Source organism: Thermostichus sp. OS-CIW-32, assembly GCF_054060415.1.
The window spans coordinates 178,663-202,238 of the sequence record NZ_JBSSDD010000003.1 but is presented as its reverse complement, the minus strand read 5'-3'; the positions used below and the strand labels follow the sequence as shown (position 1 = coordinate 202,238).

Sequence of the window (23,576 nt, the reverse complement as noted above, 5' to 3'; positions counted from 1 at the left end):
ATAGGGATCGCACACAGGATAAAGGCTGCCGACGGGATCCCTTCAAGCTCCAAAAGCTTCTTTGGCGGCGTACATGACCTCCACACCGATCTCGGTCAAGCCTCGTTCGCGGGCAAATTTTTCGGTGTTGCGTTTAACCTTGCCGCGCACAAAGCCGGGCACCTTGTTCAGCTCCGCCTGGGCTTCCCGCGTCCAGATGAGGTCGGAATCGGCGCTCAGGCTCTTGTGAATCACCTCCTTGGTGTCGTGGCCACCGAAGATCTCCAACAGGTGATCTTCCATGCCCAGGGTAAAGGAGTTGTAGATCAAGTCCACAATTTGGTTGGCGCCCTCGTAGCCCAAAAAGGGCCGGTAGCCGATAGGGAAATCCTGCACGTGGATGGGGGCCGAGATGACCCCACAAGGGATCCGCAGCCGTTTGCCCACATGCCGCTCCATCTGGGTGCCGAAAATCGCAGCAGGTTCCGCCTGGGCAATGGCGTCCGCCACGCGGGTGTGATCCTCCGTCATCAAGACCTGATCGCAATATTCCCCCACCTCTGCCTGGAACCACTCTCCATCGTAGGTGCAATAGCTGCCCGCCCACACCACGTGGATCCCCATCTCGCGGGCCAGGATTTTGGTGATGGCCGCCGCGTGGGTGGAATCCCCGAAGACCACCGCTTTTTTGCCGGTTAGGTTTTGGCAGTCGATGGAGCGGGAAAACCAGGCCGCTTGGGAAATGTGCAGCGTTTGCTCCTGGATGTAGGCTTCATAATCGACAGGGATCCCTTGCTCGTTTAGGATCTGCTGGATCTGGCGGATGAAGCGAGCCGTTTCCACCACCCCCATCGGGGTGATCTCGATGGAAGGCGTGCCAAACTCCTCCTGCAAGTAGCGAGCTGTCATCGGCCCCAGCTCCCGGTAGGGCACCACATTAAACCAAGCCCGCCCCAGGTGTTTGAGATCGTGGACACTGGCCCCTTGCGGGATCACCAGGTTGAGCTGGATCCCCAGATCCCGCAGCAGCACCTTCAGCTCCCGCAGATCATGGGCATTGTGAAACCCTAGGGTGGAAATGCCAAGGATGTTACAGGAAGGCCGCTCCGTCTTTTGGGGCAGGCCGTCTAACTCCCCGCTTTTGCGAGCTTTGGTGATATAGAACTCCACAATCTGCTGCAGGGTGCGATCCGCTGCCTGCAATTCGTTAACCCGGTAGTGGTTGACATCTGCCAGCACCACATCGCAGCGACTGGCCAACTGGGCCTGCCGGACAAAGTGATGCAGATCTTCCTGCAAAATGCTAGAGGTGCAGGTGGGGGTGACGACGATCAGATCCGGCTGCTCCTCGCCGTCTTTGCGGACGATGTTGCGAATCACCTTTTCGTCGGATCCCCGCGCCAACACCTGCCGGTCAACGACGCTGGTGGTTACCGGAGTAAAATCCCGCTCTCGCTCCAACATGGAACGCATCACGTTGAAATAGTCGTCTCCCAGAGGAGCGTGCATGATGCTGTGAACGTTTTTGAAGGAGCTGGCCACCCGCAGCGTGCCGATATGGGCAGGGCCAGCGTACATCCAATAGGCCAATTTCATGGGCAGCCTCTCATCAAATAAAAAAAGACAAGGACAAGATCGGTGATCCCAATCCACCGCCGGATGCGCACCCGCTGGGAATCTCTCCTGGCATTGTAGAACGCTCAGCAGCCGGCATCCCTTGGCTGTTATCCTCCGTAACTCCCAACCGAGACGCTCCCAAGCCAAACTCGATCAAAAGAAAAACAACCCTGCCAAGGCAAGTGTGATTACGGGGATCCCCCTACTCCGCCCAAAGGGCTTGTTCCATCCTAGAAATAGGAGCGATGGATACCCATCTGGCCCCAAAGTTCAAGCTGAGGAACCTCAGGGATCCTGACAGGGAATCGGCTGGTGGACAAGAGCAGAGGAGTTTTTGTATTTTTCGTTACATGTTAACTTTTGGAGACAAAACATGTAGCTCTACAACGTTGAGCAGAGATTCTTGTTTACAGAAGCAAGCTTTCTGTTGAGGAAGGCAGACTAACAGAGGGAAGAGAGATGGCTGATGTTTCCCTCAATACAAACTCGACACAGAGAATTGTCGATGGCTAGTAATTTTGCGCGCCGTAACCGACCAAAGGCTGCTGCTTCTTCAAAGGTTGAGGTGAAAGCTTATGGGTTCCACAACGATTTCTTGGCAACGTGCTCGCAAAGCTCCTCAGGAGCTGCCTGGTTCCATGACTTCTGTGCTTTTCAAGTCCACGGGTCGCCTGCGCGACTGGTTGCAGGCTCCGTTGCGTCCCATTCAATCGGCTATGGATAACTTTAGCATCCGCGATCCACGCTTGGCCCATTTCCTTTGCCGGTGGATCCCGGCCCGCTGCCCCTTTGAGCGAGATGTGGTGCTGTTTGGCCATAAGGTGATGCACATTCCGCCCATGTGTAAGCTCAACCCCCTCTACGACCAGGTGGCAGGGCTGCGCTTCCGGGCCTTGTCGTTTTTGGCGGAGCGAGGAGAAGACATTAGCCGTTACCTGTAAGGCAGCTTTTTCCACTAAATCTTTTTTCAAGGGATCCCTGGCCATCCAAAGCCTGCTGCCAAACTCCGGAGCGGATCCCATTAGAAGCGGGTCTCAAACTCGATGGAAATGACATTGTTGCCCTCGAGGTCGGTGCTGGCGCGGGTGAGGGTTTGCTCGTTGAGGCGGTAGCGGGCGCTGTAGCGGGTGGGCTGAAAGGGATCCGTTAGGTTGCGCTGCACCGAGATGGAAGTGGCTGGCCCCAGATCGCGGGCCACCTCCAGCGCTAGCCCTATCGAGGAGCGGTTGGCAGCGCGGGTATCGACCTGGGGGACGGGGCTAATGCGCACCTCGTCTAGGCCCAGGGTGTCCCGCAGCGTGTCCAGCACATCGTTGAGCAAGGCAGTTCCGGCCAGGCCGGCCACTCCCGCTTCGGGGTTGAGGCGGGCCAGAGCTGTGCCTCCCAGGAGGGCGACGATCTCTTCGGGGGAGCGGCTGGGGCTGCTGGAAAGGGCCAGAACCCCGTTGCGGGGATCCGCCTCAGCCAGCTGGCTGGCCCGCCCGTTGACCGTGGCGAAAATCTCGATGCTCTGCTGGGATCCCGGCAGGTTGCGGTTGGTGTCGAAGGGGGAGAGCTCTTGGGGAAAGCGATAGACCTCGATGGCCTGGGTCATCAAGCGCAGGTTCAGGAAGGGATCGAAGGGGTTGTCTAGGTCAAAAGTGGCGGTATTGGAGCGGGAGCGATCCAGGCGAAAGTTGGCAAGGGGCAGGTTGATGCGGCCTCGCTCTAGGGCAATGGTGCCCGCTGGGCGCAGATCCTGGGGAGTGCCAAACAGGCGCAAGGTGCCGGCAGCATTGAATTCAAACAGATTGGGACGCTGCACGCGGATCCCTGGCCCCAAGACCAGCTCCAGTCCGTTGAGCCGCGGCTGCCAGAAGGGATCCGGCGAAGTCGAGCCGGCGGCAGCTGTTGCGGCCTCAGGTTCTGCCCGGCGGGGGCTGACATCCACGATCCCTTGAGAAACCTCCAGCCGCCCCTCGAGCAAAGGTTGCAGAAGCAGCCCTCTGACAGCCACCTCGCCGTCTAGATGGCCAGTGTAGAGGCTGGGCAGGTTGAGCTGGATCCCTTGGAGTTGCAGAGTTAAGGGTGGCGAGGTTTCGTCCATCTGCAGGGCACCGCGAGAGTTGACGGGCAAGAAGCCTTCAGCCAAAAGGGATCCACCCCCCAACTGTCCCCGCAGCTCCTGGACTTGCAGCTGATTGAGGTTAAAGGCGATCTGGCCTGTGAGGTCGGTAATGGGCTCCGGCAGGGCTGCCAGCTTGAGGATCCCCGAGTTGACGCTCAAGTTCCCCTGCAGGCTGGGCTCTCGCAAGGTGCCGCGGATGGCCAGCTCCAGTTGGCTTTGGCCGCCTTCCCAGCGCACCTGGTCGGTGAAGAGGTTGATCAGGCGCAGACCGCCATGCTTGGCTTGCAGGGTGAGGTCGATCTGGTCGGATTCGGCCCGCACCTCGGCAAAGGGCAGGGTGTAGGGCACCAGGCCAAAGAGGCGAATGGGTTCGTCACCATTGGCCAGCAGGGCGCCGTCCAGGCGCAGCTGCCCCCGCTGGTAGTCAAATTGTCCTCCCACCTCCCGCAGCGGCACCTGGTTGATCTGGGCGTTGACCACTGTCAGGGATCCGCGGGCATGGGGATCCCGCAGGTTGCCGGCCAGCTCCACGTCCAGGTTGAGATCCCCCTGCAGCTCCAGCTCCTCTGGCAGGAAGCGGTCCAGCAAAGCCAGAGGCAATCCTTGGATTTGCAAGGATCCCGACTGTTCCTCTAGGCCCAGCTTGCCCACAAAAAGGGCTTGACGTTCGCCACTGCGCAACCGCAGCGGCTCCAACACCACTGCATCTCCAGCCAGGCTGCCCCTGGCAGTAAGGCTTTCGATGCCAAACTCCTCTGCCTGCCAATTCTGGCCCTCAAGGTAAAAGCTGACGCTAGGCCGGTTGAGGCTGCCGACCAGGCTAACGCTGGCTTGGAATTCCCCTCGCAGACTTGTGGGCGGCGGGAAAGTGCTCCGCACCGCTGACGCGAACAGCGGATCCATGCGGCTGGCCAAGGTCTCCAGGTGGACAGCCAGGATCTGGGCATAGTACTCCAGCTGCTCCAGGAGAGGATGGTTGGGCAAACCAACCGGGTCGGTCTTTAACACCGAGGCAGGGCCCAAGGGGGGCAATTGGAAACCCCGGGTGGTGAGGTCGCGCCACTGCCGCCACTTGAAGGCGGAGATGATATCTTCTAGCCGACCTTGATGGGTGCTGATCTCTAGGTCAATTTGGGGAGCGAGAGCCGCCAAGGTGGGATCCAAACCGGCTTGCAGAAGAGTTGCAGGCAGCTCTAAGGTGCCCCTAGCCGTATAGGTGCTCTCGAACAAATCCAGTTGGGCTTGAGCAATGGTCAGCCGGGGAGAGCCGGAGTCGCCCGCAGTCTGGTAGTCAAAATCCACCGAGAAGCCCTGCACTTTCATCCCTCCCCACTGCAGATCCGCTACCGCAGCCCGTCCTTGGGCAGCACCACTCGCCAGGTCAACTGCCACCTCCCCATCGAGGTTCCCCTGTAGGCTGGCCCACGGCCCGGCAGCTAAGCCCCCCAGCAAAGCCAGCGGCAGCCGATTCACCGTCACCTGGAGCTGTTCCTGCTGTCGTTGACCTACTGCCTCCGCCTCCCCTCGCCGGACTTGAAATTGCAAAGGCTGCAACTGGGGATCCAACTGCAACGCCAGCCTGTCCTGCTGTCCCTGGAGATCCACCTCTACCCCTCGAGCAGACCCCTGGAAGGATCCGGCCAAGTCTTCAAATTCAACTCCTGCTATGCTGAGGCCCTGGAGCCGAGCCTCTCCCTCCACCTCTAGGTTGTCCAGGGATCCCCGAATCTGCCCCGAACCTTGCAGCACCCCCTCCACCAAGGGTGGCAGGCCGGGCACTTCTGCCAAGGAAACCCCATCCACAGCCAAGGCCAAATCCAGGGATCCCACCTGCAGGGTTTGAGGATCCACCGGGATCCGCCCCCGTATGCCGGCCAGCCGAGTTGCGTCGGCCAAGATCTCACCTTCTTGGATCACTAGGCCCGCCCCATCCCAGGCCACCTGGCCCCTTGCCTCTCCCAGAGGCTGCGACAGGATCACCGAGCCCTGCGCCCGCAGCGCCCCCAAAAAGCCCAGCTCCGACACCTCAGCCGTGTTCACCTGCGCCGTGAGGGCTCCTGAGAGGGATCCCGTCCATTGGGGGTTAAAGAAAGCCAGCGGCACATTCTGGGGGCTCACCTGGGCTTGCACTTGCCCTCCTGCCCACCGCCCCGCCACCTGCGCCTGCCCTCCTTCTACAGCCAAGACTGCCTGAGGCACCTCCACCACCCAACCGTCAGCCTCTGGCAAGAGCTGGAGCTGCCCTCTTCCGGCGATCTCTCCCCCTTGGGTTGCCCAGGTGGCCTCCGCCCGCGGTTGGGATCCCGTCAGCGCCACCTGCACTTGAGCGGAAACCGGCCCCACCCAAGGAAGAGCGCCCCGGCGGGGCAGGTTGAGGCCGTAAAGGGCCAGCACCTGCTCCACGTCGGCTCCGCTGACTTGAAGATCGAACTGGCCTGCCAAGCCGGCAGCCCATTGCAGCTGGCCGGAGCCTTGGATGCGACCCCCTGCAGTCTTGAGGTCAATTGCTTCCAAGGCCAAGGTTTGATCCGCAAAGTGGAAGCCAAAGGCATACTCCGACACCGGCAGGCGATCCACCCGCCCCGGCGAAAGCCCCTGCAACTGTCCCCGAATCTGTGGCCGATCCAAGGGGCCGGTGACCGTTACGGATCCCCCTACCACCCCCTCCACCGCCACCGGCAGGCCAGTCACGTCAAACGTCTCTTGGATCTGTTGAAGACTGGCCGGCACCAGTTCCGCCTGCAAACCAAACCCCTGTCCTTGCTCCCAGACCACCGGGCCTTTTAGCTCGGCAAAGGAAAGCTGACCAAAGCGACCGCTCACCCCCTCCAGCTCCAACCCCTGCAAGGTAAAGCGAACGGAGCCCTTCACCTCTTCAAAAGGATGGGGCAACCTCTCCAGATCCAGCCGAGCCTGTTGAACCTGGGCCTGCCCCGTCAACTCCAGCGGTTGATCCCGCCGCCAGAGCACCTGGAGATCCAAGCCAGTTTCCCCCTGCACCTCCGCAAAAGGGGCCGCCGGCACCACACTGGGCAAGAGATCCAAAGGCAGACGAGCCGCAGAAAGCGTCACCGAACCGGAAGCCTGGGCAAAATCCGCCACCCCCCTGAGCTGCAGGGGGTACCCCCCCTCCCCCTCCCGAGGGAGCAACCGTGCCGTCGCCTGGAAACTGGCCCGCCCCCCGAAAAGATCCTCCTCTCCTGGCGGGGCATTGTGAGTCAGCCACACCTGCACCTGGCCCTGCAGCCGATCAAACTGGCGTCGCTCCCCCACCAAAGGGATGGCCGTCAGGGATCCCTGGCGCAAACGGATGTTCAGCCCATGCAAGGGCAGGGATCCCTCCCCTTCGGGCAGTTGAAACTGCACATCCGCCCAGCCGCGATCCAGCGTTTCCATCAGCAGCAGTTGCGGCTGGTTTAGGGTAACATTCAGCACCCACTGACCCGTCTGCAGCCAAGTCCAGAAATCAGGGCTGAGGTCGATGGAGCCGATACTGGCCAGATGTTCAACGCGGCTTTCTCCCAAGCTCACCTGCCAGGGGGCCAGAAACCTCACCTCCCCCAATTCCACGCGCCGGCGCATCGCTTGCGAGAGGGTTGCTTCCACCTGCGGCAGCACGTGATCTTGAAGGTAGATCCCTGTTCCCCAGGCGGCACCAAAGGCGGCAGCCGTCAAGCCCAAACCCACCCCAGCTAGAGTGATGGGGGAAAGGTTGAATCGTTGCTGCTGCATCTTTGGATCTTGGTGATCCTCTCCCAACCGCCTACCCCTTAAAAACCTGACAGGCTCCCAAAAGCCATTCGTGCACTGCGGGCCGACCTTGCCGGCACAGTTGCCCCCATCCTACCCAAGGACTCCTGGCTTGCCACGAGGGAACAGAAAGAAGAGATCCCTGCTCCCAGGCGTAATTCCCCCGAAGACCCCGCGGAAAAATACCGTCTCCCGCGGAGAACGGGGATGCTAAGCTATCTCCACACCCGAGATTGAACCCACCCTGGGGCCTCTCTCAGGTGTTCCCTTCTGTCGAGATGGTTGAAAGGAGAAGAGCCATTCCGGAACCCCTATCTCTGACGGTCAGCTTGCGCGGCAGCCGCGAGGCGCTGGAAAACTGCCAGGTCTTTCACCTGACTGGCCTTCTGGATGCCTTTTCCGAGCCGGTCTTTGTTAAGGTGGTCACCAAATACCTGGAAGAGGGATCCCCTAACCTGATCCTGGATTTGACAGGGATCGACTTCATCGACAGCTCTGGCGTCGGCGCCCTGGTGCAATTGGCCAAGCTGGTGCAGGGCCGTGCGGGTGTCTTTCAGGTGGTGAGCAATCCCCGCATCACCCAAACGGTGAAGCTGGTGCGCCTGGAGAAGTTCCTGTCTTTGCGCAACTCCTTGCAGGAAGCCTTGGATCGCCTGAAGGAAGGAAGTACGGGCAGTACAGAGACCGCCTGATACGTAATAAGTATGGGTCTGGGAACCTTTTGGGGGATCAGTGCTGGAGCAGGGGATCCCGACTGGATCACGGTCAAAGCAGCCCGCATCCTCAGCACGGTCAACTGGGTGGCCTGTCCCCAAAATGCTGCCGGCCAGCCGGGCTTGGCCTACCAAATTGTGCGCCCTTGGCTGCGACCGGAACAAACCCTCTTGCCGCTTCGCCTGCCCTTTGTCACCCAGCCGGAAGTCCTGCAAGCTGCCTGGCGAGTGGCTGCCCAGCAACTAGCCCCACTCCTAGAAAGGGGAGAAGATGTCGCCTTCATCTGTGAGGGAGACGTGGGCCTCTACAGCACCTTCGCCTACGTGGCCCAAGCCCTGCGGCAGCGGATCCCCGCCTTGCCCATCCAGGCCATACCGGGGGTGTGCTCTCCCTTAGCCGCTGCTGCTGCCCTGGGATCCCCCTTGGTGCTCGGCTCCGAGAAATTGGCGATTTTACCGGCTCTGTTTGCCCTCTCGGAACTGGAGCAGGCTTGTGCCTGGGCTGAGGTAGTCGTCCTCATGAAAGTGGCCTCTGTCTACCCTCAGGTTTGGCAGTGGCTGGCCGAAAGAGGTTGGCTGCAACAGGCCAGCTTAGTGGTCTGGGCCGGCTGGCCCCAGCAAACCCTCTTCCCCACCCTGGAAGGACTGGCCGACTACCGGCCCCCCTACTTTTCCCTGCTGATCCTGCGTTCTCGGCCCCGAAATCAAGATTCTCTTAACCTGGAAAACGAGCTACAGCTGGAATGAGTTTTCTAGGATAGGGAATGAGTTCCTTCCGGCGATTAAGCCCGAAGCAGGGGTTGGTCGTTGTTTTTTTGCGTTTATTTCTGTTTAGCTCAAGGCTCGCGCCGAGCCAGCTTGTTTCCCCAAAAAATCAGGTGTCCTGTGACGGAAAGAGGCTGAGGAATCCGAATCCAGAATGCTGGGATCCCTCATTGACCTGAACCAAAAAGAGATGAAAAGACCAAGTTAAAGGAATGATCCAGCCTGTTAAGAATGGTTGCCGCCCTTGGTGGAGAGATCGGCTATAGGTTAGATTATGGATGTGGTGATTCAGGCGAGGAGGATAATATCTCATCCCCATCCCAAACGCGAGGCACCGCTTCTCGATTGAATCAAATCCAAAATTCAAGTCCAAAATTCTCTGTCGGTCAACGCTTTGATCCAAGCTTCCGATCCGTTGCTTCGGCAGACTCTCCTGAGAAGTGGTTGTCTCGCCCAGCAGAGCACCTGGTACCTACGACAGGTTTTCCTCAAAGCAGAAAAGGGGAGTTAGGCAGATAGCAGTTGGGCTTGCTGCACAAGCCACTGGGAAAGTGAGAGAGCGCTCTAGGTGTTCCTCAAATAATCCTCAAATAAAAGTGGTTTTGCCAGATCAACAAGCTCAGCCGGCTATTTTGAGTCTCCATTCATGAGCGAGTCAGGGTGGGAAAATCGGTGATCAGGTTCAGGTGCTCTCAACCTGCAAGCTCTGCGAGTCGGAACCAGCGCTCAGTGGGACAAGGACTGCGGGCTTTAGCAATTCGAGGTTCTCTCAGTTCATAGTTTCACTCTCACTTTCAGGAGGTTGCTATGTTTACCTTTCTCTCAAAGATTGCTAGAGCAATTATCCGCATATTTGCTCCTGCCAAGTCCGATCTGGTGGAAGTGGGTTACCAGCCCATCACGGATGATATCTATCGCATCAACGGCTCAGCCTGCCATTTTAGCGATCTGGAGATCTCATCGTAAACCTCAGAGTCGGATTCTGGTGTCGGAGCGGCCACTGGCGCTGGCCTAGAAATTGGAAAAAAAAGCTACAAGTTAAGACAACTGAATAAGTCTTAGTTAAGTCTTGGATGCGGTTAGTCCGCGTCGGCAGGGGTGGTTTTCCTCCCTGTGGCCAAGTTCTACCGGTTCAGTGGTGGCTCCCCGTGGGGGTCACCACTTATTGTTTTGTTGTTTGCAAGTTGTTTGGGAAAATAAGGAGAATGCTTGCGGTTGCCCTATCTCAACCTGTGTTGCCTTCCCCCGTAGTTTACCCAGCTACATCGAATGATCTGGATCCCTTGGCCGAAGTTCTAGCCCAGGTTTTTCATCCCCCCTCAGGTCTGCAACGCTGGATCTACCCAATTCGCAAGCTGGGCATTCGCGAAGAGTTGCGCCTCAGGCTGGCCGCAAGGGATCCCCACTACTGCTGTCTGGCAGCTGCGGTGGGATCCGAAGTGGTGGGCACTGCCGAGATCTCTTTGCGGGTCACAGCCCACGGGAAGTATCCCTACCTCTCCAACTTGGCGGTGCTGCCCGGCTGGCGGCGGCGAGGAATTGCTCGTCTGCTTTTGCTCAGTGCTGAAGGGGTGGCGAAAGGGTGGGGCTACCGCTGTTTGCATCTGCACGTATTGGAAGACAATCTCCCCGCGCGGCAACTGTACGCTCAACTGCGCTATACCCCCATCGAACGCACCTCTCAACTCTGGCGATGGTTGGGGATCCCTCCGCAGCTTTTGCTCTGCAAGTGGTTACCTTGAATTGGCAAAGGAATTGGCAAAGCGGCAACATTGAGCTGGCAGAGTGGAGATGCTTCCCACCCCGCTGGCTTGCTTCTGCGCAGTGAGGCGAGTTCCTGGACTCATATAAAGTTATGTAAACTAGAGATGGGTTCTAGAGAGGTCTCGGAGGGGCAGTGAGGGAATTGGGCAGGGTTTTCATGGGATTGGTTGTGGGCCTGCTTGTGGGCTTTGGGATGACTCAGCCTGCCTGGGCCCAGTGGGGAACTACTCCTCTCCCGCCAATAGGTTCTCCGGCACCGGAGTTCGCATTGCCAGATCAAGCCGGGCAAATACGGCGGCTGGCGGATTTTCGGGGGGAGTGGGTGGTGTTGTATTTTTACCCCCGCGACTTCACTTCCGGCTGTACGATTGAGGCCCGCCGCTTTCAGCAAGATTTGCCCAAGTTCCGGGCCATGGGGGCACAGGTTGTGGGCGTGAGCGCTGACTCGGTGGACTCTCACAGGCGCTTTTGCTCGGCAGAAGGGCTACAGTTTCCTTTGCTGTCGGATCCCGACGGCACGGTCAGTCGAGCTTACGGCTCCTGGATGGGCGATGTTGCCCTGCGCAATACGTTCTTGATCGACCCGGAGGGGATTTTGCGAGAAATCGACCCAATCGTGAACCCCAGCCGCCACAGTGCTGAGGTTCTGGCCCAGTTGCAACGGCTTGTCGGTAGCTAGCCCTCTAGCTTTCCGGGCCAAAAGTCTGCTCGAACTCGTAGAGCAACTCGTCGATCTCCTCCAGCGCTTGGTTGACATCCACGCGCAAGCTGCCCAAGTCTGGCTTTTCCAACAGCTTGGCTACCGCTGGCCGGCGTTCGCGGATTAGCTTGATGCGCTCTTTCAAGGCGGCAATTTCGGCGGCGTCCATAGCTTCAGAGACCTAATTGACTCTCCTAGCTTATCGCTTCCGCTGGGGGAGTGTCGCCTGCTGGGATCCCTTTCTGAACCACCGAGAGCCAATCACAATAGAGCTGCGCAACCTGGCACTCAACCCCGCTTCAGAGCATGACTCTAGTCAATAATAAGCTCAACTATACTGAAAATAATGTATAATATGTTCAGTACGGATTACTACCAGTTGATCTTTCTGTTTACTTTCGAGTCTGCCAACATGGTAGCCAAAGCAAAGCAGAAAATTGGTAGTAAGACGACACGGAAACTGCGCTTTGGGTATTCTACTCAAAGCTTTGCGGGATACCGCCATTCTGTTTGGAAACAAACAGAATGCTATCGCTGCATAGTTGAACAGTGATGTTCAGCAGTGTTCAGCGTAAATGTATCAGGTGCTGACATGCTCCCCTACACCCAGATTGTCGCCCACCGTGGGGAGCACACCCACGCCGAGGAAAACACGCTGGCCGCTTTTGCTGCCGCTATTGAAGTGGGGGCCGAGCAAATTGAGCTGGATGTGCGCTGTAGCCGAGATGGGATCCCACTGGTTGTTCACGATGCCGATTTGGATGGACAGCCTTTGGCCGCATTAACTTGGGCCGAGATTCGGGCCTGCAAGCCCACCATTCCCACCCTTGAAGAGGCTCTGTTGTACCTTAAGGGCAAGATTGCTCTCGACATTGAGCTGAAAGAAGGCGGCTATGAAGAGCAGGTTCTGGCCCTCATTGGCGATATTCTGGCTCCGGAAGAATGGGTGATCACCTCCTTTTTGCCTCAGGTGGTGCAGCGGGTTAAAACGCTTTTGTCCCCGCAACCCAAGGTTGGCCTGTTGATCGAGGCAAAGGCTGAGGAGCAAGCCAAGGGATCTTTACTTACCCGTTGCCGGGAGTTGGGAGCGGATTTTCTGGCCCCCCACTACAGTTGGGTGAACTTGCAGTTCTTGGCTGAAGCTGAACAGGCCGGGATCCCTCTGTACGTTTGGACGGTGAACGATCCTGAAGTGATGAAGTTGTGCTTGCAGCCATTTGCCGGCTCAGTAGGACAAAATCCCGTTGTTCAAGGGTTGATTACCGACCGTCCCCAATTGGCTTTGCAAATTCGCGCCCACCTTTTGGCAGGAGTAGAGGGGGCAAAACCCTAGACCATGGGCACAAACTGCACCGGAAAAGCCCCTTTTTGAACCCATCCTTGGGCTGTTTTGCAGAGGATCAGCAAGGACTGGGATCCCTGGGCACCGGAGTCCGAAGGGCTTTCTCCCACCGGCACCACCAAGGTGCCCCCCACCGCCAGTTGATCCAGCAGCACCATGGGCACAGTTGGGGGCGCTGCCGTCACCAGAATGGCATCGTAGGGAGCATGCTCTGGCCAACCTTGGTAGCCATCCCCCTGACGCACTTCCACGTTGCGATAGCCCAGGGCAGCGAGGGTTTGTTGAGCTTGAGCAGCCAATGGGGACAGACGCTCCAGGCTATACACTTGCCGGGCCAGCTCTGCCAAAACAGCCGCCTGATAGCCGGAGCCGGTGCCGATTTCCAACACCACCGATTCAGGCGTGAGGCGAGCAGCTTCTGTCATAAAAGCAACAATATAGGGCTGAGAAATGGTCTGGCCATAGCCGATGGGCAGAGGGCAATCCCTGTAGGCCCGATCCCGCAGATCAGAGGGGACAAAAAGGTGACGCGGCACTTTTCCCATGGCTTCCAGTACCCGTGGATCTCGGATCCCTCGTTTGATGAGCTGTTTCTTGACCATCTGCTCCCGTTGGGAAGCAAAAGGATCGGAAGCGTCTGGGGGCTGAGGTTCAACTTCTGGGATCCCAGCTGGAGAGCGAGAAGAATGTCTCCACCGGAAGGATGAGAATGGGTTGATCACCGGCGTACAACCTCCAGGAACGATGAGCCGCTCAGATTTTTCTCCGCTACAACTGCTGGGCTGTGAGGTCATTGCTCAATAGCACTGAAGCTGTTCACTTTATGGGGTTGAGGATTCCAGCCTCTCTTCTCCCCCCTTGCAAGAAAGGCCGGAGATGATTGCTGCATATTACGAGTTAACCCAATTTCTAGCATTGAATGGGGAGGCAGGAGTGAGGGGGAAAATGCCCGTAGAGTCCTATTCCAATCCTGACTTACTTTCGGTAAGACTTCACCACTTGATGAAGAGATTGTTGCCAAACTGGAAGATGAGAAAATCAAACAGAATCCCCAAGAGCCTCTGTCCTGACCCTGTTTGACCTTCTTGAACCTCATTTGAACCTCAGGTGAGGCTCGCAGCCGGGATCCCCATGGGAGATATGGGATCCGGTTTGATCAAAATTGTAAAGTTTTGTGCGCAATCTGCCGGGGCGAGCAATCACCACCCTGGTTCTGCCAGCGCAAGATTTTATAGTGTTGATCCCTACCTTTTCCCCGCAAGGGGAAGATGGTGAATGGGGTGACAGGCTGGGAACTGTCCTAGCGACACCTGGGGAGAGAGGCTGGGTTTAATAGACTGTAAACGTAATTTACGGTACAGATCTATGACAACTGCTGCCGCTTCTGCTACTCCCACTGCCCCTGAGACGACGCTGCTGAACGTTTGGCAAGTGCTGGCGGAAGAGTTTGCCGGTCAGGTTGCCCTACGGGATCCCCACGCGAAGCCAGTTTTCGAGATGTCATATGGAGAGCTGTTTCGCCGCATTCAAACCCTGGCGGCTGGCCTGCAGGCTTTGGGCATTTGCCCGGGGGATCGGGTGGCCATTTTTGCCGATAACTCCCCCCGCTGGCTGATGGCCGATCTGGCCACGATGTTCACGGGAGCTGTGAATGTGCCCCGCAGCGCTGTGGCGGATCCCAGTGAGCTGGGCTACATCTTGCGCCACTCCGGTAGCACGGCCCTGATTGCTCAGGATCTGAAGACCCTGAGGCGGATCCGGCCGGATGTGCAGGAGCTGGGCCTGGAACGGCTGCTGTTGCTTTCCGATGAGCAGGAAGCAGGGGTGCTGAACTTTTCCCAATGGCTGCAAAAGGGTCGGGAACACACCTACCAACCCCCAAAGCTGGAGCGATCCCAACTGGCCACCATCATCTACACCTCCGGCACCTCCGGTCGGCCCAAGGGGGTGATGCTCAGCCACGGCAACCTGATGCACCAGGTGGAGAACTTGGGCGTGGTCGTACAGCCACAACCGGGGAATAAGGTGTTGACCATTCTGCCCACTTGGCACTCTTATGAGCGGGCTTGCGAGTATTTTCTCCTCAGCCGTGCCTGCATGCTGGTCTATACCAGCCCTCGCTTTATCAAACAAGATTTCCAACAGGAGCACCCCCATTTTCTGGTGGCAGTGCCGCGGATTTGGGAAACCGTTTATGAAGGGATCCAACGGCAATTCAAGGAGAAAAGCCCCCTGATGCAGCGGCTGATCCGCGCTCTGATGGCCGTGAGTGAGAGCCATGTGCTCTCTGGACGGATAGCTCGCAACCAGTCGATTTTGCATTACGGAGTCAGCCCCTGGGTGCGCCTGCAGGCTCGCCTGCAACATTGGCTGCTCTGGCCCCTGCACCGATTGGCCGATGTGCTGATCTACCGCAAGGTACGACGGGCGTTGGGCCCCAATTTTCAACATGCCATCAGCGGCGGTGGATCCCTGCCTGCCTACTTGGATCTGTTCTACGAGGTGGTGGGCATTTCCATCTTGAATGGCTACGGCCTCACCGAAACTTCGCCGGTGTTGTGCGCGCGGCGTCCAGACAACAATGTGCGCGGTACGGCTGGCCCCCCTCTGCCGGGGACGGAGTTTCGCATTGTGGATCCTGAAACTCGACAGCCGCTGCCGCCACAAGAAAAAGGGTTGATCCTGGCCCGTGGCCCGCAGGTGATGATGGGCTACTACAACAACCCGGAAGCCACTGCCAAGGTGCTCAGCTCCGACGGCTGGTTTGAAACCGGGGATCTGGGCTGGCTCACCCCCAATGGGCAACTGGTGATCACCGGCAGAGCCAAGGATGTCATTGTCCTACTCAATGGGGAGAACATCGAGCCCCAGCCGCTGGAAGATGCTTGTCTGCAGTCTCCTTACATCAGTCAGATCGTGATCGTCGGGCAAGACCAAAAGAAATTGGCTGCCCTCATCTACCCCAACCTCGATGCCCTTAAGGCCTGGGCTGCCGAGCAAGGGATCCCGGCTGAGGATGCCGAGCTGCTGGCCCAGCCCCAGACCCGCACCTTGATTTTGCAGGAGGTGCGCCGCCGCATCCAAGAACGCCCTGGCTACCGGCCCGACGAGCAGGTCAGCGACTTTCGCTTCTTGCCGGAGCCGCTGAGCGTGGAAAACGGCCTTATGACCCAGACCCTGAAGATCAAGCGCAACCCGGTGGCTGAGCGCTATGCCCACCTCATCCAGGAGATGTATCCGGCTTGAGGTGCAGGCCCACCTAAGTTTGGGATCCCCGTTGTTGCTCCAAGTAGCGCCGGAATTGCTCCGGTGGAATGGCCCCTCGGTAGGCTCCACAGTAGTAGAGGGTAAGCACTGCCTTGTAGGCCCAATCGCTTGGCACCACATCCGGGAAAGGGCTGGGCAAAGTATCTGCTTGGTTGTTGGCGCAGGCTTGCAAAATTTGCTCTGTGGCTAGCTGTTCTGCCAGGTCTGGAGGGAGTTCCCGCAGGTTGGCCTGGGCCAGAGCGGCGGTGGGCAGGCTCAAACTGGAGAGGGCCGCTGTCCAAAAGACAGGAGTGAAGAGGTGTTGCAAGTTCATGGCTTTCAAAGGAAGGGTTGGCAAGTCCTCTCTCTAGGGTAGTACGAGCTAAGAGAGCGTCTGGATGTAGACAAACTTCCTCGGATCTGGGACTAAGATGCAGAGGAATCAAGGGAGCAGAAGAGGGCGGGATCGCCAGCCGCTAATTGTCTCCCCGCATGGCCATGTAAGGCTGAGAGCACGATAGGTCAGAGCCGATGAGTTTATCCCAGGGGCCGAGTTTTGATGGAATGGATCCCCCGGATCCGAAGCTGATCGATGCCTGTGTGCATTGCGGGTTTTGCCTGACCACCTGCCCCAGCTACCGTGTAATCGGCAAAGAGACGGACTCGCCGCGGGGGCGCATCTATCAGATGGAGGCTCTCAACCAAGGTCAAATCTCCCTCTCGGCGGCTACGGTTTCCCACTTCGACAGTTGTTTGGGCTGTTTGGCCTGTGTTACGGCCTGTCCATCGGGGGTGCAATATGACCGCTTAATTGCCGCCACCCGCCCGCAAATCGAACGCAACTACCCACGTAGCCTTTGGGATCGGCTTTACCGCCAGTTCATCTTCTCGGTGTTTCCTTACCCGGAGCGGCTGCAACCGCTGCTGTGGCCTCTCTGGCTGTACCAAAAAATGGGGATCGGCGCTTGGATCCGAAAGGGTCTGGAAAAGGTCTCCCCGCGTTTGGCGGCCATGGAATCCCTGATGCCCCCCCTGGAGGTGGAGCAACTGCTGCCCAAGCGTTACCCTGAGCGGATCCCGGCGGTGGGAGAACGCCGTTTTCGGGTGGGACTCATTTTGGGCTGCGTGCAGCGCCTGTTTGCCCCGCAGGTGAATGAGGCCAGCATTCGCGTCTTGACCCACAACGGCTGTGAGGTGGTGATCCCGCCTGTCCAGGGCTGTTGTGCGGCCTTGCCCCACCATCAAGGGCAACTGCAGCAGGCGGAAACCCTGGCCCGCCAGATGATCGATGCCTTTGCCAATTGTGAGTTAGATGCCATTCTGATCACCGCTTCCGGCTGCGGACATACCCTGAAAGACTATGGCCACCTATTGGCCAGGGATCCCGACTACAAGGAGAAAGCAGCCCGATTTGCCACTCAAGTCAGGGATATTCAGGAGTTTCTCGCCCAGGTGGGGTTAACTGCTCCTCTACATCCGCTGCAGCCGGAACCCCTGGTGCTGGTCTACCAGGATGCCTGTCACATGCTGCATGGGCAGCAGCTCAGCCAGGAACCTCGACACCTGTTGCGGCAAATCCCGGGGCTGGAGCTGCGGGATCCCGTCGATGCGGCCCTCTGCTGTGGTAGCTCCGGCGTCTACAACCTGTTGCAACCCCAGGTGGCGGATGAGCTGGGATCCCAGAAGGTAAAGAACTTGCTTAACACCGGTGCTCAGGGGATTGTCTCTGCCAATATCGGCTGCCGCCTACAAATCCAGAAACATCTGCGCCTACAGGGCAAAGCCGGGATCCCCATCTATCACCCGATGGAATTGTTGGATCGCGCCCTTACCGCTGCGCGACGCTTTCGCGAACAAGCTACAGGGACTTCTTCGGGTCAGGCAGAGGTAGCCGAGGCAACCGGTTGAGTGGATCCTGGATTTCCGGTCGCGCTGGCGTAACCTGGCGCAACATAGCCTCCCACCCCACTTCTCTCCCCCATCGCCAATGGGCTATTCCATCAACAGGCCCAAGTCCAGGTGAGGCTGCCACAGATCGGCCAGGCGCTCCAGCAATTGCTCCCGCTGCTGAGCATAGTGGCCCTCCAGATCCGGCAAGGGATCCCAGCCTTTTTGTCGGCGCAGCCAGTTCAGCCATTGTCGCCGCCACAGGTGGTTGTCAAACAGGCCATGCAGATAGCTGCCCCAAATCCGACCCGTGGGATCCCGCCAGCCCAGGTTCTCTTGCTCGAACAGCGGCAGGCAGCCAGAGGGATCCGCCTGGGTGGATCCCTGATGAATTTCGTACCCCTGAATGGGGGCCAGGGCAGGCCATCGGCTTTGGGTCTGTACCTGCTGGGTGACCTTGGTGGGTTGTAAAACGGTGGTCAAAGGGAGAAAGCCCAACCCCGAGTAGGTGCCGGCGATCCCCTCCCAGCCTTCGGGATCGGCGATGGTTTCTCCCAACATTTGCAGTCCGCCGCAAATGCCGACGATATGGCCGGAGTATTGGCGCAGTTGCTCGGCCAAGCCGGTCTTTTGCAACGCGAACAGATCGTTGAGGGTGGTTTTGCTGCCGGGCAGGATGACCACATCCGGGGATCCCAAACTTTGGCCGGGGTGAACCCAGCGCAGATGGACGGTGGGCTCCGCCAACAAGGGGTCAAAATCCGAGAAATTGGCCACCTGGGGCAAACGCACCACAGCAATCTCCAGGCGCCCTTCCCTCAGGGCTTGGCCACCGGCCCGGTCGCGGCGATCTTCCCAAAGCAGGGGGTTGGCTGCAATTCCCATCGAATCCTCTTGGGGCAGAACCCAGTCCACCCAAGGCAAGACCCCGACAACTGGGATCCCGGTGTAGTTTTCCAGCCAATCCAGGCCGGGCTGCAACAGTTCCCGCGAGCCGCGAAACTTGTTGATGACAATGCCCCGGATCAGGGCCCGTTCTTCGGGTTCCAGCAGTTGGAGTGTGCCCACCACATGGGCCAGCGCCCCACCTCGGTCGATGTCCGCCACCAGCCAAGTGGGGGATCCCAAATGCAAGGCAACCCGCATATTTGCCAAGTCCCGATGTTTGAGGTTCACCTCTGCTGGGCTACCTGCCCCCTCGCAAAGGATCCAGTCGTACTGCTGTTGTAGGCGAGCAAGGGCTTCTTTGACCGCTTGCCAGGCCGGCGCAAACCAGCGCTCGTAATACTCTCCGGCGCGGTAGGTGCCCACCGCCACTCCGTTCAAGACGATCTGGGAAGTCAGGTTGCCCTGGGGCTTCAGAAGGATTGGGTTCATCTCCACCGCAGGGGGAATCCCGGCAGCCCAAGCTTGCAGAGCCTGCGCGTAGGCGATCTCTTTGCCGTCTGGGGTGACATAGGCGTTGAGGGACATGTTCTGAGCTTTGAAGGGGGCAACCCTTTTTCCCGCTTTCTTGAGAATGCGACAAAGGGCTGTTACCAGCAGGGTTTTGCCCACATGGGAAGAAGTTCCCACCACCATCAAGGATCGACCTGAACAGCTCACCCCGGATCCCTCGCCCTTGGTTTCTGGTTGTTGCCATTCTCTCCGCGGCCAGTCCTGCCAAGCCAGGGCCTCCGTTGGCAAAAGCGACTCTGCAATCCCCTAGTTAACCGCCCTGCTGATGCCCAGAGCCGCACCCTCCGGTCTGCACGGGATCCCAGGGGCTTGCGCCTTTGTGCTCTCGGTTGGATTTTAAGCTGGGGCAGATGGATTCGAACCACCGAATGGCGGGACCAAAACCCGCTGCCTTACCGCTTGGCGATGCCCCAATTCACATTGCTTAACCGGCTTAATTAATTTAGCGATGCAGCTTCGGGTCTGTCAACAGTTGCAGTGAGCTCCTATGCGTGGGGAAGCTGAAGCTCTTCGCCAAGGTCAGGGCCAATGTCAAGAGGAGTCACGGGGAGAGTGCGGGCTACCTCAAAGAAATAGGCGCGGATCTCCGGCCCGAAATAGATGACATCTCCACTCCTCAAGTAGTGAGTGGCCACCCGCGTGCCGTTAACAAACACCCCATTGGTACTGGACTGGCCCTTGCGGTTGCCGTCGATCAGGCAATAGGTAAACCCTGTCCGGTTGGACTTGGTGGGCACCCGCACCAGGTAAGCATGGCGACGCGAGACAAACCGATTGACGATCTGGATGGCGTTGGAGGGATCCCGTCCAACCGTGTAGATACTCTCCCGCAGGATATAGCTGCAGGGCCGGACAGGATGGCAGATGGACAGGGTGAACTCCGGATGGGACACCGGCCGTTCAGGGACTTGATCGAACAAATCCGCCGGCAGATCAAAGCCCTGGCTGGTAAGAGGACTTTTCCCGCCAACCTCTGTGATGGAGGTGAAAAAATCGTCGTAGCTATGTGGCAAAGGTCTTCCCCCCTCAACGCTCAACGCCATTTACAGCAGCTTGGCTTTCCAAATTCAAAGTCTTATCTATAGTTCCCCAAAACCCTACTGCTTTCAAAGGAACTCTGGTCTTGGCGGGCTGCCGGAAAACCCACAAGCCCCAGTGTACTGTACTATACACCATAGGCAGCCTTGGAGATACCCCCTTTCCCCGGAAACTGGGCTTGGGCTCAGGTTGGGCCCATTTTGGTTTTCAGGAATCCCTTGGGAGCCACAGCCTCAGGCGGGCTATTCTGAGTAGCAGGTTTTTAACCTTGAGGTGAGGGTGTGACGGAGGCCCTGCTGCGTCGGTTGGATGTGGCCACAGAAGCTGCCCTGGAGGCAGGGGCTTTGCTGCGCAGTTATGTGGGAGGCACCCTCGCCATCGAGGAGAAACGTCCGGGCGACTTGGTGACGGCGGCGGATCGCGCTTCTGAGGATCTCATCTTAAAAATCTTGAGGCGGCACTTCCCCGAAGACGTAATCTTGACGGAAGAATCTGGCCAGCAGGGATCTCCGGAGGGCGCCTACGCTTGGATGATCGATCCCCTGGATGGCACCACCAACTTTGCCCACGGTTACCCTTTCGCTGCCGTCTCCATTGGTTTGCTGCAGGGGCGGGAGCCAGTTTTGGGGGTTGTTTGTGATGTTTTTCGCGGGGATCTGTTTCGCGCCGTCCAAGGGATGGGGGCTACCCGCAACCGCCAACCCATTCGAGTCTCCACAACGGCTGAATTGTCTCGGAGCTTGCTGGTGACCGGCTTTGCCTATGATCGTCGCGAAACCCCCGACAACAACTACGCCGAGTTTTGCCACTTTACCCATCTCACCCAAGGAGTACGGCGCGGCGGATCTGCAGCTCTGGATTTGGCCTATGTGGCCACCGGCCAGTTGGATGGCTACTGGGAGCGGGGCCTCTCCCCTTGGGACATTGCCGCAGGGATCGTTCTGGTGCGGGAGGCAGGCGGCAAGGTGACCGCTTATGATGGCAGCCCGGTGGATGTTTACAGTGGCCGACTGTTGGCCAGCAATGGCTGGTTACACGCTGCTCTGCAAGAAGAACTGGCCCAGGTGCGGCCTTTGCCGGTCTCCTTTCCCATGCGGCGGGATCCCCACCCAACCTAGAAAAACCGGGAAAGCTTGCCGGTTGAACGAGTTGAATTCGAGACAGAAGTAGTTGAAGAATAATTGAAGAATAATCAAGAAGACTACAAAACATCCGTGTCGGGCAGGGTAGGTAGAAGATTGGTTAGCAAGCTCCACAGAAAACAGCGACATGGCTGCCGGGCGGCACAGTTCGGCCTGGCCCTCATCTTGGGAGCAATGGCCCTTGGGGTCGCCACTGCTGGCCCCGGCTACCCTCAGCCGGAACAAGGGAAGGTTGCCCCCACCGAGCGGGCACAGCCCCTCGATTCCCGTTGGGCCGAGATCCAGGCCCGGGGGCGCATTCGGGTTGGCTTGGATCCCAGTCTGGGGCCGGCCTATCTCTATACCGACTTGGAGCGACAAACCTACGCCGGCTTCGAGTGGGATATCCTGGAGGCGCTTGCCCAAACCCTTCAGGTGCAGGTGGATCCCATCTACGTGGCCTGGAGCGAGCAGTTGGCGGCCTTGCAAGCGGATGAGGTGGACTTGATCTGGGGAGCGCGGGAAGCTTTGGGCTTGGATCCGGAGCAGTTTCTGGCCACCCGGCCCTACTATCTCAGCCCGCAGCGCTTGGTGGTACGGGATCCCTTCCCCACCTCTGGGCCAGAGGAACCGGCCATTGAAGCACTGTCGCAATTATTTGGCCGCAAAGTGGGCATTGTAGTTAACAGTACGGGGGCAGCCCTGCTGGAGGCGTACAACGAGAGGAGAGGCAACGCCATTCGTCTCTTTGCCACCAGTAACCCTGAGCGCTTGTTTGCTCAGCTACAGGCTGGCCAGTTGGATGCTGTGCTGGTCGATCAGCCCGTTGCCGCCCTGAACCTGCGCCAAGCCGGATCCCGACTGCGCCTGGTGGGGCCGCCCTTGTTCCCCATGCCTCTGGTGGGAGTGGTATCCTCTCAGCATCCTTCCCTCAAGGAAGCTGTGGATGCGGCGATCGTGATCCTGACCGAAAACGGAACCTTGCAGCAAATCTTGGAGAAGTGGCAACTATGGGATCCAACTCTGATGTCCCCCGCCTCAACCGAGGGCTAGCCCGCTACGAGACCGACCATTTCGCCATCTTGGGCGTCCCTCTCACCACCGACTCCAAGGGGATCCGGCGCGGCTACCTGCAGGCGGCCAAGGCCCTCCACCCGGATCGGTTTGTGGGGGATCCCGAAGGTGCAGAGCGCGCCAACATCCTCTTTGCCAAGCTGGTCAACCCGGCCAACGAAGTGCTGACCAAAGAGCGGGAGCGAGGGGAATATGAAACGGTGCTCAAAATGCGGATTAAACGCCTTTTGGAGACACCGCCCCCCGACCTTTGGCCCTCTGGGGAAGCTGTCAAAGGCTTGGCCGAGCGCCCCGATTGGCAAGAAGAGTATGTCAGGCGGGTGGAGAAGCTGGCCAAAGAACAATACAGCTCCATGGAAACCCTGCTCGAGAAAACCGAGCAATTGAGCGAGCTGAACCTGGCCTATTTGTTGCTCAAGGCCGGCTACCAGGGGAGCCTAGCCCCTGCCTCTAGAACCACTACCGCGACCGGGATCCCAACCCCTTCCCCCAGCCGCACCACCTTGGGAGGGATCCCGGTGCCACCCCCCACCAGCTCTCCTGTTGCTCCGCCCAGCCGTCCCCCTGTTCAGCCCGTTCCCACCCCACCTCCGGCTCCCAAGCTCAGCCCTGCGGAAACCCGCTTTATCCAAGCCTTGGACATGATCGAGCGCAAGCAATACCGGGATGCGGTGCAGTATCTGAACTTTGCCATCAGCGCTGAGCCCAACGTGGCCCGCTACTACCTGCACCGGGGCATTGCTCACCTGAAGCAGGGGAATGCTGGCATGGCCAAAGCAGACTTTATGCAAGCCAGTCGCCTAGAACCTGCCAACGCCGAGTTGATGGCAGAAGTGCGCCGTTGGATGCAGCAAGTCACCACTCAACAGCCCGTTCCCGTCCCCAAGGACTCCGTCCCGCCAACGCGAGTGGCCAGCCGTCAAACGTCACAGGCTCAGAAAGTGGTGCCGCCTCCCCGCAAAGAAGACAACGGCGGGTTCTTGAGCCGCCTCTTCGGCAGGAAAAAGTAGGCAGA

The 23,576-nt window shown here is 58.6% G+C and carries 18 protein-coding genes, 1 tRNA gene and 2 pseudogenes; 13 read left to right on the top strand and 8 right to left on the bottom strand.

Annotation, left to right across the window (positions count from 1 at the left end):
• Positions 1 to 42 precede the first annotated feature (42 nt).
• The gene (bchB, locus tag ACVWY8_RS05950) at positions 43 to 1,575 is read right to left on the bottom strand and encodes a ferredoxin:protochlorophyllide reductase (ATP-dependent) subunit B (RefSeq protein WP_414350041.1); all 1,533 of its coding nucleotides are present in this window, start codon (positions 1,573 to 1,575) and stop codon (positions 43 to 45) included.
• Positions 1,576 to 2,291: 716 nt separating this feature from the next.
• On the opposite strand from bchB, the pseudogene ACVWY8_RS05945 reads away from it, so the two are divergent.
• Positions 2,292 to 2,537: pseudogene (locus tag ACVWY8_RS05945) on the top strand (Mo-dependent nitrogenase C-terminal domain-containing protein); the annotation flags it as partial.
• An 80-nt stretch (positions 2,538 to 2,617) separates the two neighbouring features.
• On the opposite strand, the gene ACVWY8_RS05940 reads toward ACVWY8_RS05945, so the two are convergent.
• Positions 2,618 to 7,435, bottom strand: coding sequence for a translocation/assembly module TamB domain-containing protein (locus ACVWY8_RS05940; RefSeq protein WP_457393506.1), 4,818 nt, complete (start codon positions 7,433 to 7,435; stop codon positions 2,618 to 2,620).
• Between the two features lie 296 nt (positions 7,436 to 7,731).
• Here ACVWY8_RS05940 and ACVWY8_RS05935 point away from each other — a divergent pair, with 296 nt between their 5' ends.
• From ACVWY8_RS05935 to ACVWY8_RS05915, 5 genes are all read left to right on the top strand, one after another.
• Entirely contained in the window at positions 7,732 to 8,145 is a 414-nt protein-coding gene (locus ACVWY8_RS05935) for an STAS domain-containing protein (RefSeq protein ID WP_457393505.1), read from the top strand.
• A 12-nt stretch (positions 8,146 to 8,157) separates the two neighbouring features.
• Positions 8,158 to 8,913 (top strand): precorrin-2 C(20)-methyltransferase, encoded by a 756-nt coding sequence (locus tag ACVWY8_RS05930; RefSeq protein ID WP_414350039.1) that lies wholly within the window; start codon positions 8,158 to 8,160, stop codon positions 8,911 to 8,913.
• Positions 8,914 to 9,738: 825 nt separating this feature from the next.
• Complete coding sequence (locus ACVWY8_RS05925; protein WP_414329361.1) at positions 9,739 to 9,897, top strand: hypothetical protein; 159 nt, start codon at positions 9,739 to 9,741, stop codon at positions 9,895 to 9,897.
• Positions 9,898 to 10,214: 317 nt separating this feature from the next.
• Complete coding sequence (locus ACVWY8_RS05920) at positions 10,215 to 10,673, top strand: GNAT family N-acetyltransferase (RefSeq protein ID WP_414344496.1); 459 nt, start codon at positions 10,215 to 10,217, stop codon at positions 10,671 to 10,673.
• Positions 10,674 to 10,852: 179 nt separating this feature from the next.
• Entirely contained in the window at positions 10,853 to 11,374 is a 522-nt protein-coding gene (locus ACVWY8_RS05915; protein ID WP_457393503.1) for a peroxiredoxin, read from the top strand.
• 4 nt (positions 11,375 to 11,378) lie between these two features.
• Here the strand turns inward: ACVWY8_RS05915 and ACVWY8_RS05910 are convergent, their stop codons facing one another.
• Positions 11,379 to 11,564 (bottom strand): hypothetical protein, encoded by a 186-nt coding sequence (locus ACVWY8_RS05910; protein ID WP_414344512.1) that lies wholly within the window; start codon positions 11,562 to 11,564, stop codon positions 11,379 to 11,381.
• A gap of 189 nt (positions 11,565 to 11,753) precedes the next feature.
• On the opposite strand from ACVWY8_RS05910, the pseudogene ACVWY8_RS05905 reads away from it, so the two are divergent.
• Both ACVWY8_RS05905 and ACVWY8_RS05900 read left to right on the top strand, forming a co-directional pair.
• Positions 11,754 to 11,937 (top strand): annotated as a pseudogene (locus tag ACVWY8_RS05905) (hypothetical protein); the annotation flags it as partial.
• A 50-nt stretch (positions 11,938 to 11,987) separates the two neighbouring features.
• Complete coding sequence (locus ACVWY8_RS05900; RefSeq protein ID WP_457393501.1) at positions 11,988 to 12,728, top strand: glycerophosphodiester phosphodiesterase; 741 nt, start codon at positions 11,988 to 11,990, stop codon at positions 12,726 to 12,728.
• Here the strand turns inward: ACVWY8_RS05900 and ACVWY8_RS05895 are convergent.
• Positions 12,725 to 13,459, bottom strand: a complete 735-nt coding sequence (locus ACVWY8_RS05895) for a protein-L-isoaspartate(D-aspartate) O-methyltransferase (protein WP_011433763.1) — start codon at positions 13,457 to 13,459, stop codon at positions 12,725 to 12,727. The two genes, ACVWY8_RS05900 and ACVWY8_RS05895, sit on opposite strands and share 4 nt — an antisense overlap.
• Before the next feature lie 643 nt (positions 13,460 to 14,102).
• Between ACVWY8_RS05895 and ACVWY8_RS05890 the strand changes: the two genes are divergently transcribed.
• Positions 14,103 to 15,983: an AMP-dependent synthetase/ligase gene (locus ACVWY8_RS05890; protein ID WP_457393499.1), complete on the top strand. Its 1,881-nt coding sequence runs from the start codon at positions 14,103 to 14,105 to the stop codon at positions 15,981 to 15,983.
• 13 nt (positions 15,984 to 15,996) lie between these two features.
• Here the strand turns inward: ACVWY8_RS05890 and ACVWY8_RS05885 are convergent, their stop codons facing one another.
• Positions 15,997 to 16,341, bottom strand: coding sequence for a hypothetical protein (locus ACVWY8_RS05885; RefSeq protein ID WP_457396896.1), 345 nt, complete (start codon positions 16,339 to 16,341; stop codon positions 15,997 to 15,999).
• 173 nt (positions 16,342 to 16,514) lie between these two features.
• Between ACVWY8_RS05885 and ACVWY8_RS05880 the strand changes: the two genes are divergently transcribed.
• On the top strand, positions 16,515 to 17,891 hold the full coding sequence (locus ACVWY8_RS05880; RefSeq protein ID WP_457393496.1) for a (Fe-S)-binding protein: 1,377 nt from the start codon (positions 16,515 to 16,517) through the stop codon (positions 17,889 to 17,891).
• Positions 17,892 to 17,975: 84 nt separating this feature from the next.
• On the opposite strand, the gene ACVWY8_RS05875 is transcribed toward ACVWY8_RS05880, so the two are convergent.
• The 3 genes from ACVWY8_RS05875 to ACVWY8_RS05865 form a co-directional block, all read right to left on the bottom strand.
• Positions 17,976 to 19,475 carry a cobyric acid synthase gene (locus tag ACVWY8_RS05875; protein ID WP_457393494.1) on the bottom strand — a complete coding sequence of 500 codons (1,500 nt, stop codon included), beginning with the start codon at positions 19,473 to 19,475 and terminating at the stop codon, positions 17,976 to 17,978.
• A gap of 194 nt (positions 19,476 to 19,669) precedes the next feature.
• A tRNA-Gln gene (locus ACVWY8_RS05870) sits at positions 19,670 to 19,741 on the bottom strand.
• Between the two features lie 72 nt (positions 19,742 to 19,813).
• Complete coding sequence (locus ACVWY8_RS05865; RefSeq protein WP_457393492.1) at positions 19,814 to 20,371, bottom strand: FHA domain-containing protein; 558 nt, start codon at positions 20,369 to 20,371, stop codon at positions 19,814 to 19,816.
• 276 nt (positions 20,372 to 20,647) lie between these two features.
• On the opposite strand from ACVWY8_RS05865, the gene ACVWY8_RS05860 reads away from it, so the two are divergent.
• The 3 genes from ACVWY8_RS05860 to ACVWY8_RS05850 all read left to right on the top strand — a co-directional run bounded on the left by ACVWY8_RS05860 (position 20,648) and on the right by ACVWY8_RS05850 (position 23,571).
• The gene (locus ACVWY8_RS05860) at positions 20,648 to 21,484 is read left to right on the top strand and encodes an inositol monophosphatase family protein (RefSeq protein ID WP_414356752.1); all 837 of its coding nucleotides are present in this window, start codon (positions 20,648 to 20,650) and stop codon (positions 21,482 to 21,484) included.
• A gap of 198 nt (positions 21,485 to 21,682) precedes the next feature.
• Positions 21,683 to 22,540, top strand: coding sequence for an ABC transporter substrate-binding protein (locus ACVWY8_RS05855; protein WP_457393490.1), 858 nt, complete (start codon positions 21,683 to 21,685; stop codon positions 22,538 to 22,540).
• Entirely contained in the window at positions 22,498 to 23,571 is a 1,074-nt protein-coding gene (locus ACVWY8_RS05850; RefSeq protein ID WP_457393488.1) for a DnaJ domain-containing protein, read from the top strand. Before ACVWY8_RS05855 ends, ACVWY8_RS05850 begins: the two co-directional genes overlap by 43 nt.
• The last annotated feature ends 5 nt before the right edge of the window (positions 23,572 to 23,576 follow it).

Excerpts from the sequence above, each read along its gene's own strand:
- ACVWY8_RS05915 (WP_457393503.1), top strand. The coding sequence starts at position 10,853 with ATGGGATTGGTTGTGGGCCTGCTTGTGGGCTTTGGGATGACTCAGCCT.
- ACVWY8_RS05900 (WP_457393501.1), top strand. The coding sequence starts at position 11,988 with ATGCTCCCCTACACCCAGATTGTCGCCCACCGTGGGGAGCACACCCAC.
- ACVWY8_RS05925 (WP_414329361.1), top strand. The coding sequence starts at position 9,739 with ATGTTTACCTTTCTCTCAAAGATTGCTAGAGCAATTATCCGCATATTT.
- ACVWY8_RS05940 (WP_457393506.1), bottom strand. The coding sequence starts at position 7,435 with ATGCAGCAGCAACGATTCAACCTTTCCCCCATCACTCTAGCTGGGGTG.
- ACVWY8_RS05865 (WP_457393492.1), bottom strand. The coding sequence starts at position 20,371 with ATGGCGTTGAGCGTTGAGGGGGGAAGACCTTTGCCACATAGCTACGAC.
- ACVWY8_RS05880 (WP_457393496.1), top strand. The coding sequence starts at position 16,515 with ATGAGTTTATCCCAGGGGCCGAGTTTTGATGGAATGGATCCCCCGGAT.
- ACVWY8_RS05930 (WP_414350039.1), top strand. The coding sequence starts at position 8,158 with ATGGGTCTGGGAACCTTTTGGGGGATCAGTGCTGGAGCAGGGGATCCC.
- ACVWY8_RS05935 (WP_457393505.1), top strand. The coding sequence starts at position 7,732 with ATGGTTGAAAGGAGAAGAGCCATTCCGGAACCCCTATCTCTGACGGTC.
- ACVWY8_RS05890 (WP_457393499.1), top strand. The coding sequence starts at position 14,103 with ATGACAACTGCTGCCGCTTCTGCTACTCCCACTGCCCCTGAGACGACG.
- ACVWY8_RS05855 (WP_457393490.1), top strand. The coding sequence starts at position 21,683 with ATGGCCCTTGGGGTCGCCACTGCTGGCCCCGGCTACCCTCAGCCGGAA.
- ACVWY8_RS05850 (WP_457393488.1), top strand. The coding sequence starts at position 22,498 with ATGGGATCCAACTCTGATGTCCCCCGCCTCAACCGAGGGCTAGCCCGC.
- ACVWY8_RS05910 (WP_414344512.1), bottom strand. The coding sequence starts at position 11,564 with ATGGACGCCGCCGAAATTGCCGCCTTGAAAGAGCGCATCAAGCTAATC.
- bchB (WP_414350041.1), bottom strand. The coding sequence starts at position 1,575 with ATGAAATTGGCCTATTGGATGTACGCTGGCCCTGCCCATATCGGCACG.